Origin of the sequence: Alicyclobacillus suci (assembly GCF_017329615.1) — a bacterium.
GTDB classification, from domain to species: Bacteria; Bacillota; Bacilli; order Alicyclobacillales; family Alicyclobacillaceae; genus Alicyclobacillus; species Alicyclobacillus suci.
Genome location: NZ_JAFMTW010000028.1, coordinates 1 through 12,607, shown reverse-complemented (window position 1 = coordinate 12,607; position 12,607 = coordinate 1). Strand labels below are relative to the sequence as shown.

At 49.3% G+C, this 12,607-nt stretch carries 12 protein-coding genes; 2 read left to right on the top strand and 10 right to left on the bottom strand.

The annotated features are described in order from the left end of the window. Positions 1–7: 7 nt before the first annotated feature. On the bottom strand, positions 8–982 hold the full coding sequence (locus J3482_RS13300) for an FUSC family protein (RefSeq protein WP_206922529.1): 975 nt from the start codon (positions 980–982) through the stop codon (positions 8–10). Positions 983–1,633: 651 nt separating this feature from the next. Here J3482_RS13300 and J3482_RS13295 point away from each other — a divergent pair. Continuing rightward, entirely contained in the window at positions 1,634–2,056 is a 423-nt protein-coding gene (locus tag J3482_RS13295; RefSeq protein ID WP_206922528.1) for a MarR family winged helix-turn-helix transcriptional regulator, read from the top strand. Between the two features lie 261 nt (positions 2,057–2,317). Then, a complete protein-coding gene (locus J3482_RS13290; protein WP_206922527.1) occupies positions 2,318–2,551 on the top strand; it encodes a hypothetical protein in 234 nt (77 codons plus the stop codon). A 165-nt stretch (positions 2,552–2,716) separates the two neighbouring features. On the opposite strand, the gene J3482_RS13285 is transcribed toward J3482_RS13290, so the two are convergent. From J3482_RS13285 to J3482_RS13245, 9 genes are all read right to left on the bottom strand, one after another. Beyond that, positions 2,717–3,793, bottom strand: a complete 1,077-nt coding sequence (locus tag J3482_RS13285) for a Gfo/Idh/MocA family protein (protein WP_206922526.1) — start codon at positions 3,791–3,793, stop codon at positions 2,717–2,719. Between the two features lie 69 nt (positions 3,794–3,862). After that, a complete protein-coding gene (locus J3482_RS13280; protein WP_206918140.1) occupies positions 3,863–5,020 on the bottom strand; it encodes a Gfo/Idh/MocA family protein in 1,158 nt (385 codons plus the stop codon). Between the two features lie 24 nt (positions 5,021–5,044). Beyond that, a complete protein-coding gene (locus tag J3482_RS13275; RefSeq protein ID WP_206918139.1) occupies positions 5,045–5,890 on the bottom strand; it encodes a carbohydrate ABC transporter permease in 846 nt (281 codons plus the stop codon). A 12-nt stretch (positions 5,891–5,902) separates the two neighbouring features. Beyond that, positions 5,903–6,829 carry a carbohydrate ABC transporter permease gene (locus tag J3482_RS13270; protein WP_206922525.1) on the bottom strand — a complete coding sequence of 309 codons (927 nt, stop codon included), beginning with the start codon at positions 6,827–6,829 and terminating at the stop codon, positions 5,903–5,905. A gap of 69 nt (positions 6,830–6,898) precedes the next feature. After that, positions 6,899–8,206 carry an ABC transporter substrate-binding protein gene (locus J3482_RS13265; protein ID WP_206918137.1) on the bottom strand — a complete coding sequence of 436 codons (1,308 nt, stop codon included), beginning with the start codon at positions 8,204–8,206 and terminating at the stop codon, positions 6,899–6,901. Between the two features lie 655 nt (positions 8,207–8,861). Beyond that, positions 8,862–9,242, bottom strand: coding sequence for a RidA family protein (locus tag J3482_RS13260; protein WP_206918134.1), 381 nt, complete (start codon positions 9,240–9,242; stop codon positions 8,862–8,864). An 81-nt stretch (positions 9,243–9,323) separates the two neighbouring features. Beyond that, positions 9,324–10,301 carry a catechol 2,3-dioxygenase gene (locus J3482_RS13255; protein ID WP_236018231.1) on the bottom strand — a complete coding sequence of 326 codons (978 nt, stop codon included), beginning with the start codon at positions 10,299–10,301 and terminating at the stop codon, positions 9,324–9,326. Between the two features lie 35 nt (positions 10,302–10,336). Further along, the gene (locus J3482_RS13250) at positions 10,337–11,611 is read right to left on the bottom strand and encodes an MFS transporter (RefSeq protein WP_328702281.1); all 1,275 of its coding nucleotides are present in this window, start codon (positions 11,609–11,611) and stop codon (positions 10,337–10,339) included. Between the two features lie 512 nt (positions 11,612–12,123). After that, positions 12,124–12,501 (bottom strand): GNAT family N-acetyltransferase, encoded by a 378-nt coding sequence (locus tag J3482_RS13245; protein ID WP_328702702.1) that lies wholly within the window; start codon positions 12,499–12,501, stop codon positions 12,124–12,126. Positions 12,502–12,607 lie beyond the last annotated feature (106 nt).

The window sequence follows — 12,607 nt, the reverse complement described above, 5'->3', positions numbered from 1 at the left end:
ACACCTGTCACGCATCGTTTGCGCACCTAAACGCCCGCACCAGCCGCTCAAGCGCCTGATGCAGAGCATCGGGTTGAGGCAAGTTCGACGCAAAGTTAAAAGAAGGTACATGCGCTTTGTCGCCCAGTGTGATGGACAACTGCTTCGCCAGTCGTCGAAGCTGCCCACGCCACCGCTCACGCTGTTCTGGAGACATCGGACCCGCAAACCTTTCGGAAAAAACCACAAAATGCACGCAGACCTCGCGAAATAACGAAAACGTCTCGTCGAGACGCTGAATATGTACCTTTTTCGTGTATAGTAACCAAGGCGCATCCTGTTTCGCGGTGTGAAGCGATTCGGCAACGGACTGCATCCCATCCAGTAAGGCCATCACGACTTGGTTCAACTCGCCTTCCCGAAGCTCATCCACCGGATACTCCGCAACGTGGTGGAGGGCGTCAACGAAATGTTGCCCCAACGCGTCCATGGCCTGTCTAATTTGATTTAGCGGGCTCGGTGGAAATAGCAGCACGACGAACGCCACGCCGACAATCGCGCCAATCAACGTGTCTTTCGCCCTATCCCAAGCATAGCCGGAAGAATGCTGTTCAAAGTACATCACAAACAAAACGCTAAGCGCGACCTGATGCGTCAGCATCGCGTTCGCTCGAAAACATTTCATCAATACGGTGGTCAACAGCAAGGCGATGCCTAAAGCCCAAGCCGTAATGGGAATCCACTTCGCAAACGCGCCAATCAGAAACACGCCAATGACGGTGCCGGCGGATCGATAAAGTGCATAACGCACCGACTGCCCAACCGTCGCCTGCAAACAAAGGATGAATGTGAGTGGGGCGAGGTATGGATGGCGCGATCCCGTCAGACGAGCCACCTCCCACACCACGACCGAACCCAGTGTCGTTTTCCACACATCCGCAGTCTTTGCGACGTAATGCCACCAACGCTTCGTTTGAGACCGCCCCACATCTTGTCGCGCCATCAAAACTCCCTCCAATGCACCCCATTCCCTGTGTAATTTCCCCCAGTTACTGAATCACATCCGGATGACATCGGAGCGGGGCCACTGCGCGCGATTCGGGCAACGGTCGAAGCTTATGGCCTCGGCGTCACAAATGAAGTAGTCACAGATTATCGAGGAGGATTCAATCTCAATTCCGCCACAACATAGGCCAATTGAAAGCCCGATCCAGGCTTAAATCGTAGCCATCTGCTATTTCCTCGCGATGGTCAAACGCCGCGCTGGAGATTTCACTGCTTTTGGTGGTTTACCGCAATATTCCAAATGAGTGAGTCACCGGGATCAACATCACACAGTGCGCTCGAAACAAAGAAGAACAGACGACCGAAGTCGTCTGTTCTGTAGGCACGTTGACGGTGATCACAATGACGAAGTGTTTTCGTTAATGCGCCACATCAACCTCCTGCTTACAGATTTCCCCGACACGACGGACGCGATACATCAGTTCATGTAGACCGGTTCCAATTTGCAGGGTGAATGGGTTATACTGTACACCAACACGATGCGGACATAAGGCGCTAATGGCTAGCGCCAGAGCGGAATTTTCCCACCTGAGTACTTACTATCATGTAGCCAGATAGATTGTTATCCCAATCCATGAGGGGATGTCTTTTGCAAATTAACTTTGACGACTACATCAGTATCCTGATCCATCACACGGATTTAACGCTGACGGGCTTTGTGAAGGAAAAATTGCTGCCTTTTCGCCTTGCCCCTGAGCAAAACTTAATCATGATGCTTCTCTGGGACAAGGACGGTTTGCACCAAAACGAAATCGCCGAAAAACTTCAGAAAGATAAAACCAACATCACCCGCATGATTTGCAACCTTGAGCGAAAAGGGTTTATCTACAGGGTGATTAGCGAGGACAGACGGGCGCTGCGAGTGTATTTGACACCGATGGGGAAAGCACTTCGCTGTGAGGTCATGCCGATTATGGAAAAATTCAACCAACTCGTCTGCCAGGGAATTTCCGCCGAGGAAATGAAACTATTGCGACGGATTTTACACAAAATCGCCAATAACCTGCGTTAAGAAATCTCACGTGCCTCGAGCTCAGCATGCAGTGTTCAACGTCTCATCGCGCCATCACGCATCCGGGTCTCACCCTAACTTCGGGTCGATTCACCATGGCAAAATCCGGACCCCCTCTCACTCCGCCCAAACGAACCCCGTCAGCTGTTGCCTCTGCTTCCACCTGCAACGTCCGGAACTCAATCATCGAGTAAAAGCCCTGCCGTCCGAAGACGTTTAGACATACCATGACAATGCAGAAGTTACCTTGGAGGAATCGCGATGAACGTCGACAAATTGGTCAAAATGGGCTTTATGGCATTCGAAATGATGCAAGACGAAAAAGTTCAATCGATGCTGAAACTGGTCCAAAACTTCAGGCAAAAGAAACGTCCACGCGGTCAGAAACATGGATTATCGCGTCCCGCACACACCCTGGCCATGCGCAATGGATATCAAACATCACGGCCCCCTCTGCGCCGAACGCCCAAAGGACGTGGACTTTCAGGCAGATGAGGACAAATCATATGGGCCAATCCAGTTGCCAATGGCGTCGCGGACAAAGGCAAGCCCCATCGGACTTGCCCGCCATATTGCATATCTTTAATTCCCAAAAATAGTTACCCTCACTAGCTGGGCACATGACATGCCACCATCGCGATACGTGATAGAAAAACAAAACTACTGTTCGATGACTTCGGCCTGCGCTTGAGCCTGAACGCTCAGCTCGGCGGCCTTGAGGGCATGCGCCTGAGTCATTGCCTGCTCGGTTCGATTCAGGCAATCTAAAATCAGTGCACCAAAGAAGGGGTACCCTACTCTCCCGTGCACAGGGATATGGTATTCGCCTTCTTGGTTCACGAGATATACCTGATCACCCTGCTCATCCCGCCCGACGTCAATGTATTTACGCAATTCGATATACCCTTGTGTACCAAGAATAAAGGTACGCCCATCCCCCCAAGTTCGAAGGCCATCGGGCGTAAACCAATCAACTCGAAAGTAATTCGTCGCACCGTTGTCCGCCACGAGTGTGGCATCCCCAAAATCTTCAAACCGGGGATACGCCTTGTGCGCGTAGTTCGCGATTTTACTCGCCACCACGCTTGCGTCCTTGGCACCCGTAAAATACAAAAATTGCTCAATTTGATGACTTCCAATGTCACAAAGAATCCCGCCATATTGCTCCCTGTCAAAAAACCATGCGGGCCGACTCGGCGCGTTCATGCGATGTGGCCCAGTCCCCAATACTTGCACGACGCGGCCGATGGCCCCATCGGCAATCAGCTCGCCGGCAAACACGGCGCTTTCCACATGCAGGCGTTCGCTATAGTATACATTGTATTTTCGATCCGTCCGCGCAATTGTCTCTTTCACGCGCTGCAGTTGCTCCAGTGTCGTCAAAGGGGCCTTATCGACGAAATAATCCTTATCATGACGCATGACGCGAATGCCTAAATCGGCGCGCTGAGCTGGAATCTTGGCGCTTGCCACCAGATGAACAGCCGGATCTTCGAGCACCTGCGCTTCCGAAGTCGCAACGCGTGCCTCAGGGTATTGCCTTACGAATTGGGCGACTTTGGTGGGGTCGGGATCGTATACCCATTGAATCACCGCCCCAGCCTCGACCAACCCGTTACACATGCCATAAATATGTCCATGATCTAATCCAACCGCCGCGACGACAAACTCACCCCGTTGACATACCGGCTGCGGCTTGCCTTGGGGTGCATAGTTCATCCCGTCCGCCTTCTGCATGGTGTCACGACCTCCTCATCAGTTAATCAGCCAATCCATCTACCGCCTTCGTCCCATGTCTTCGCACGCTCACGCCTGGTCGTTCCCTCGCGTGGTAATTTCATTATCCTCAAATCGCTCAACGGAGTTGGTCTTCTGATAAAAACGTGGTACCGAAGCAATGAGACCTTCCTTTCTGTAGAACGCATCAGTATTTGCAATCGGCAGCCTCACGGTCTGCCCGGTGGAGGCAGATTTATAAATAGCGACAATCAACTCGAGGGTCTTACGCCCTTCTTCGCCATCCACCAATAATGCTTCCTTCCCCTCGATAGCGGACAACACATTCTCAATCTGACCAGCATGCCCCTCGTACACCGTCTCCGGCAAGTTGTCGTATTCCAACTGAATCTTGGCTTCCATCTGCGTATCCCGTTCCGGGAAACCGTTTTCTTTAGAGGCGGACGCGTACACATCCCACGGCGTCGCTAATTTGGCTTTCTCACATTGAAACGCCAACTGCTGCTGCTGTCCGTGATGTACGACCGAACTGGTAATCTGACCAACGGCGCCGGACTCAAAGCGGAGGAGCGCCATCGAGATATCCTCCACCTCTGCATTGTCGTGTGCGACATTCGACATGACCGCAGACACTTCAGTGGGCAACCCCATCATCCATTGCAGTGCGTCAATATGGTGCACCGCGTGATTTAATGTGCAGCCACCACCTTCTTTTTCCCAGGTTCCGCGCCACCAGAGATCATAATAACGATGACCACGCCACCAGAACGAATCTACCTGCGCATGCAAAACCTCACCGGCAACTTTTTTCTGCAAAAGCTTTTTCAGCCGCATCCAGGATGTCTGAAATCGGTTTTGCGCCACCACCGACAGTACCTTCCCGCTTTTCTCTGCAGCCAAAATCATCGCGTCACATTCTTCTAAAGATGCGGCCATCGGTTTTTCGACCAGTACGTGCTTCCCAGCCATCAAGCAGTCTATGGCAAGTTGCGCATGCGTCGACGGGGGCGTACAAATCGATACGACGTCAATAGACGAATCAGCCAAGATTGACTTGTAATCATTCGATGCAACAGCGTCCAGTTGATACCCGCGAACGCGTTCCTCGGCTTTATCTAGGTATATGTCAACAATAGTAGCAATTTTACACGCCTCCGGAAATGCAAGATACCCCTCGATGTGTCTGGTTGAAATAGCGCCCGCTCCAATGACAGCTACCTTTTTCACCAACAAAACCCCTTTCCCACGTGGTCAACCCTTCAATCCTTGCGTCGCGATACCTTCCACCAAGTACCGCTGGCAGATAATAAATATGACAAGCACTGGAATCACCGAGACAATCGACATCGCGAACAAATCGCCCCATTGCGTCTGCCCCATGTTGGCAAGGAACATACTCAGCCCAATGGATACCGTGTTCAATTGCGGGTTATTCAGATATATCAACTGTCCAAAGAAATCGTCCCAGGTCCAATAAAACGAGAAAATCGAGATGGTGATTAACGCAGGTTTGGTTAACGGCAAAATAATCGACCGAAATAAGCGAAAAGTACTGCATCCATCCATCACGGCGGCCTCGTCGAGATCTTTCGGGATACCGCGTATAAACTGAACCATCAAGTAAATAAAAAACGGCGTGGTTCCGAGAAAACTCGGCAGCATCAGGGGAACGAACGTGTTCACTAACCCCACTCTGTGAAACATGATGTACTGCGGAATCATCACCACTTGCGCGGGCAACATCATCGTGCCAAGCATGAACCCAAAGAGAAACTTTCTGGGTGCAAAGTTGAGCCTCGCAAAGGCGAACCCACTCAACGAAGCACTAAATAATGAGCCGATGACGACCACTGCGGCGATTTCGAACGAATGTAAAAACATAGGTCCAAAGTTCATCCCAGCAGCACCGCTAAAACCGTCCAAGTAGTGTTGAAATGTCCAGGTCGAGGGCAACAACTGCGTCGTTGAAAAGATCTCGCTGTCCGGTTTCAAAGATGAGAAAAACATCCATAAAATCGGGTAAATCATGAGAAACGTCAGTACAATCAAGACGACATGGCGGATTACGCTCCGTGTAACCGGCCTGGATTTGACCATAAAAGCACCATCCTACACGTCATATTTCACCCAAAATTTAGCTGTTAAAAATAGAAACCCTGTACAGACGGCAATCATGATGAGCAAGATAATGGACAATGCAGCTGCGTACCCCATGTGATAATACTGAAAAGCTTGTTCGTAGAGATAGAGTACATAGAATAAGGTCGAGTTCATGGGGCCACCATCGGTGAGAACATACACCTGCGTGAAGGTCATAAAGGACGAAATGGTTCCCATCACTAAGTTAAAAAAGATAATCGGAGATAACATGGGCAACGTGATGTGAAAATACTGCCGGACGGCCGACGCTCCGTCAATCGTTGCCGACTCGTACAAATAACCAGGAATCTGTTTAAAGCCAGCCAGGAAGATCACCATTTCAGAACCAAATTGCCACACACTCAATAACACGATGACGAGAATCGCGGTTCTTGGATTGCCTAGCCATACCGGCCCATGCAAGCCGACAGCTTTCAAAACGGAATTGATAGGTCCTGCCACATCAAACAGTTTCTTCCACCCAATTGAAATTCCGATACTCCCGCCAATTAACGATGGGAGATAAATAAGCGCGCGGTAGATTCCGATTCCGCGAACCTCTTTATTTAACAACGTGGCGACCAACAAAGATGCAATCAACCGCGCAGGCACCGAGATGACCACATAAATAAAGGTGACTCGAATCGACGTCCAAAAGTTTGGATCCTGCAATATCTGATGAAAGTTGAGTGCCCCAATCCACCGTGGTTGACTGAGCAAATCGTAGTTTGTGAACGCCAGATAAATCGTAAACAGCATTGCGCCTAGTGTCATCAAAAGCATGCCTAACATCCACGGCGTCAAAAAACCGTAAGCAGCAAGGCCGCTACGAGATGACCACGATGCACGCCGTTTCGAATGGCGGGACGCAACAACAGCATCTGTTGGTAACCCCATATTTGCTTCCTCCCGCGATGGGCAAAGAAACTGACGATGCCCCAGCATAGCCCATCATCATACTGTGAATCAGCCTTGGGCCAACATGTTCGTAGCCTGAGTATAGAACTGGTCTGCTGCCTGACTTGGGGTGAGTTTTTTAAATGTCACCTGCTGCGCAATTTGTGTCAACAAATCGCCAATTTGACCTGCGGCCGGCGGATCTAAATAACTGGGACTCGCGACCTTCTCCACTTGCGACATGACGCTGTCCTGTTCCTTTAACATCGCGTCTCCGACTTTCGCATCCGCTTTTAAGTTGTCCTGATTGACAGTTACACCACGTTCGTTCAAAAAGATCTTGGAGACTTGCGGGTCATTTTCCAAAAAGTTCACCAATTTTGCTGCAGCGTCTGGGTACTTTGTATGAGAAGATATCGCCCAATACATGGCTGGATGAACGGTATACGGTTTGTCACTATCTGCCCAGTCCGGAAACAACGCATGTTCAATCGGTTTTCCTAGGTCCTGCTGGTACTCCAACTCCTCCCCGATAAACATGTATTGAAATGCCGTCTCCCCCTTAATAAAGGGGCTTTCCTGCGTATTACTGTGATCATACGACGCATTGACCTGCGCAGGTGGACAACCGCCTTTATTTTGCAAGTCGAGCCAGTAGGTAAACCAATCGGTCAACGTTTGTTTAGAAATGGCCAATTTTCCGTCCGGCGTGTACATGTGCTCACCGCGAGTCTGTGCGTAATAAGCGAGAACTGCCCCTTGGTCGATCTCATCGTCCACACCATACACGTTCGGCAGTTTCTGATGGATTTCTTCACATATCTTAGCGAAGTCATCCCATGTGTAATTTTTAGAAGGATCAAATTGAATCCCCGCCTGCTTGAGGATAGCCGGATTATAAATCCAGGTCGTCGCATTGACGCCGGCTGGAATCGCGTAGAGCTTCCCGTTCATATCGCCGAGTTGGAGAATGTTTTTGGGAATGGATGATGTATCAATTGTCTGATTGGACGACAAATCGGCCAGTTGCCCTTTCGTGATATACTCCGCCAATCGCGAAGCATCCATTTGCATCACGTCCGGTTCACTGCCACCCGCGCTCTCCGTGGCCAATTTAGACCAATACCCACTCCAGCCAGTGTACTCCATAGTTACATGAATATTAGGATATTTCTTCTCGAACAACGCAATCGCTTTCTTTGTTTCTGCGGTCCTTTGTGGACTAGTCCACCAAGAGAAGGTGATATTCTCTTGTCCCGACTCTGAAGCGTTGTTTGCACCTGAACTCTTTCCACTCGTACCGCATCCCGACAGGGTAAGGGTGGTCGCTAACCCGAGTACAGCGACAGAAGCAACTTTCATTTTGAATCCATTCATGACGTTCCCCCCATATCCGAATCTTGATTGCGCAGCACCAAACCCCATCAATCAACCATTGTCAGACAAAATGATTGCGCTTTCAAAAAGCGCAACAAAGCAATCTGCACCTCCTTATACTAGTATACGTAGCTTCACCATGAGATAGCACAGATGATTCAATTTCTGAGTAGAAATGAGAATCTTGTTGGTCCATTTTTAGTTCATTCATTAAACAATTTATCGACGTGAAATTCGTGGAACATATTCAATACTGTCCCACGTCACAGGGAAATTTGTATGCCCTGCTCGCGTCGATTATGCATGTTCGATTTCCTACCGCGCTACCCGGCAGATGCGCGTCAGAGCGGTAAGCTCTACCACAATCTCGGGCTACCAACATTGTACGGATTATCGCATAGCCTGCTTTCATTTCAACACGCGCTCCTTTTCCGTTCCATGCCCAATCCAGAACATCATCCTTTAATTTCACAGCAATGTCTCCTGGTCATTACCCAAACTGTTTCACCCCCTACACCAAATATAGACACCGCCAATCTAATAAGGTTACATATTATCAAGAAAAAAACGCACACGCCAAACAATTCCAGTACCGCACAACCGCATTTAGACGCAACAAAACCACGGTGCGAATGGTTGCACCGTGGTTTTCTCATTACAACACAGCGGTCATTTCAATCTGAACTCTCAAACCTTCCCTTAAATCATCAACGGTCGTATGTCGCGTAGGGCGATTATTCTCATCCGGAAACATCTTCAGCCACTCTACATTGACAATTTTTTTATACGCTCTGTCCGTGACCAGAACCGTTAAATGCGCGATGTCATCGACTGAACCCCCGGCGAGTTCCATAATCTCTCGCATATAACGAAAGAGATTTGCGACCTCTTCCTCCACCGTTTCCGGCATCTCCCCAGTTTCCGGGTCCGAGCCGATAATCGCCGACGTATAAACCATATTTCCAATCTTAATTGCAGTCGGAATCGGATTCTGATGATTCGATCCCCTTACATGCAGAACCTCACGCTTTGCCACAACTATCTCTCCTTCGCTTTAATCTCCCTGAACGATGGACGTTCATGAACGTCCATCGAACGATTGGGAACATTCACAACATCAGACCACAGGGGTCCCATAGGTGTGGAAGCTCTCCACGGTTTTATTCCCCCAGAACTGTCCGCGAGCGCGTTCCTTTTCCGACCAGGAGATGGGTTCCCAATCGGGATCAACTACCAAATATCCACCTGAGCAAATCTCGATACGATTTCCACCCGGTTCGTAAACATAGACAAAATAGGTTTGATTAATGGCGTGTTTACTTGGAGCAAACTCGATAAACACGTTGTGATCAACAAAGAGATCCGCCGCCCGCCAGATCCCTTCGTTGGTATCCACGCCGAAGGCAAGATGGTGAAGTCGACCGCGTGATCCGGTTGCATCATGCGTGTAAACGATATCATACGACTTATTCGTCGCTCGATACCAGACACCCGGACGATAACCATTGTCCAAAACGATTTGCTCTGTCAAGCGCAACCCTAGTTGCTCTTCCATAAACGTGCCATCAGCCACGGTGTTGGAGGAGAGAAAATTGATGTGATCCAAATGTTTCACGGATACCCCTTTTCCGGTGAACTTCTGAGGTTGATTTTTCAGAGTGGGTTTTAGGTGTTCTGGTGCTTGATACTTCTCCTGTTCATAATACAGTTCAAACAAGTGCCCATCAGGCCCATGAAACTGAAACGTCTTGCCATGACCGAAGTCACCATCCGTCCAGCCAACTGCCAAACCACGATCCGCAATCGCTGCTGCACGCCGCTCCAGCGCCTCTGGACTCATCGCACGCAATGCGGTATGGCCAACACCCGCCTGTGCGGATGCTGTCAGTTTCATGGAATATGGTTGCCATTCTCCCCAACACCGCAGAAAAACCGAGTCTCCTTCACGTTTCACCTCTTCCATCCCTAAAACTTCCGTGAAGAAATGTAAACTCTCTTCAGGCTTTGGCGTCAGCAGTTCCACGTGTCCCAAATGTGCGACATCAAACACCAATTCCTTTGCCACATCATCATCCCCTTGCATCGTAGAAATCATAACTAGCGACCCCATCATCAGTACACCATTCGCAACTAAAACTGCGGTGTATTCACGCCGCTAACCTGCAATCGCTTTGCAACTTTTGCAGGCGCAGTTTCCTTAATCGCAAATGCGATGAACGCACTGAGCAATGATCCGCCCGCAGCAATCCACAACGGCGCAGTCAACCCATAGTGGTCAGCTGCCATTCCACCGATAGTTGGCACTGCCGTCCCCCCAATAAATTCACCAACCAATTGCACCAATCCAACTGCAGTACCTACATATTTCGGAGACAGAGATTCACTCGGAACAACAACCATAAACAAAGGAAAGCAAGCCTGCCCCGCGCAAGTCAAAAATCCGATGATACACATCGTGACGACGGACCCATGGACGATGGCAAAACAGACCGGAGATAAGACTGCAATACAGGAAAACAAAATGAGTGTGGGCTTGCGTCCCCATTTGTCGGAAATCGCAGGGCCAACAAATCCCCAGAAAAAGGTGCCAAGACCCATGAATGCCGTGATAACGCCCATCTGGGTACCGGAGAACTTGTCGTACTCAACTAAAAAAGTCGGCGCAAAGGTCGTAAACGCAAACAGCCAAGTCATCATAAACACAGCTATCAACATAGTTACCCAGACATTTCTGGTCCGAAAGACAACCGGATAATCCTCCCGACGAAGCCGATGTTCGTGCGCGGCCAATTGTTCTTTCGACATCCTCCGATTGGGGTCTTGCATCCAGAACAGAAGCACAAAAAACATGACCAGCCCGGGTACACCCGCCAGATAAAAACCTGCATGCCACGAGTATTTTGTGGCCACGTACGTCAAAAGCAGTGGTCCCACCGCGGAGCCTATCAGTCCCAGCGAACTCTGCACAAAGCCCATGTTGAATCCGCGACGTTTCGGCTGTGAGTCCGCAACGACAGAGGCCTGAGCAATCGGAAGTACAGGACCTTCCGACACGCCCATCAAGCCGCGAATCAGCAACATCGAGCCAACGCTTCTCGCAATGCCCGTGATGAAAGAGAAAATAGAGAAGGCCAGCGTTATCGGTAACAACACTTTCTTCCGTGACCCGATTAAATCAGATAGCGACCCGAACACAAAACCAGACAGCGACCAGCATATCGCCAATATTGATGTCAGCAATCCAAGATCTGCATTGCTCATCTTTAATTCGGGGCCAAAAAACGGGAACAGGTAGGAAACACTGAGCCGTTCCATAAAAACGAACCCAAACGTAAAGAACATCATCAATACGACACCGTTTTCATAGCGGAAAAATGAAGGTTTGTCTTCTTCCTGCTGATTCACTCACATATCCCCCCTCACAAAATGATTGCGCTTACAATATAATCTGACAACACACAACTTCAGCAAGATACGATTATCATACTTATTATCTACAATATCGTCAACAATTTAATGTACAAATTGCCAGATGGCCAATCGAATCGCGATGCTACCGTACCAGGTGGGCTATCCAGCAAACTCCCGCCTTGCACCGATGCCCACGTATCTATTTGTCACAAAATCATGCCTACCATATGCGTGATTGACACACGGCCTACACGTTACACGTCCTGATGTCATACCCCATTAGACAGATTTATGCCCTATTTTCGAACACCGGTCGGTTCCGTTTCAATAAGACACGTAAAGAGACAGTCGGTGAATTACGCACAAACTACCCGCTAGGTTTTTCGTGGGATTGTGGACGGCGGGTGTGACAACTGGTCTTGTGTTAGAAGATTTCCACAGCGCCGTCAGATACCGTGACCGCGAGTCTCATCCCAAGCGTCGGTCCAATTCAAGCAATATAGAAATTAATATTTTCTAGGAACGTGAAACGCCTGCTCTACTTTTTCAAAGCCAATCCGAGGATAATATTCCACAGCTGTGGGAGCGGCAACCAATATCAATTTAACACCTTCGCCCAACCGGGTTTGTATGTTTCTGATTAAATTCGTTCCAACACCCATTTTTTGAAATTCCTTGTCCACTGCCAAATCAGATAAGTAGCAACACCATGCGTAATCTGTAAATCCTCTGGCAATCCCGATAAGTCTCCCACTTAGCCTCGCAGTCGCGATCAAATTGGCATGATGTATCATGTTAAAAAGCCGATGATAATCATCTACAGGTCGATGTATACCTGACTTGCGAAACACGTCCGACACTTCATCTACTTGAACCGTATCCACGAATTCAGCCTCCTCGCTGTTTTAGGTGGGTAAGTCAAAAGACAACTTCCCCAGTAAGAGGTAAATCATAGAGATATAGTTCTCGACGTTGCGGTATCCCTTTGCT

Coding starts and splice junctions, on each gene's coding strand:
- J3482_RS13300 (WP_206922529.1), bottom strand. CDS start 982: ATGGCGCGACAAGATGTGGGGCGGTCTCAAACGAAGCGTTGGTGGCAT.
- J3482_RS13290 (WP_206922527.1), top strand. CDS start 2,318: ATGAACGTCGACAAATTGGTCAAAATGGGCTTTATGGCATTCGAAATG.
- J3482_RS13285 (WP_206922526.1), bottom strand. CDS start 3,793: ATGCAGAAGGCGGACGGGATGAACTATGCACCCCAAGGCAAGCCGCAG.
- J3482_RS13275 (WP_206918139.1), bottom strand. CDS start 5,890: ATGGTCAAATCCAGGCCGGTTACACGGAGCGTAATCCGCCATGTCGTC.
- J3482_RS13270 (WP_206922525.1), bottom strand. CDS start 6,829: ATGGGGTTACCAACAGATGCTGTTGTTGCGTCCCGCCATTCGAAACGG.
- J3482_RS13265 (WP_206918137.1), bottom strand. CDS start 8,206: ATGAATGGATTCAAAATGAAAGTTGCTTCTGTCGCTGTACTCGGGTTA.
- J3482_RS13255 (WP_236018231.1), bottom strand. CDS start 10,301: ATGATTTCTACGATGCAAGGGGATGATGATGTGGCAAAGGAATTGGTG.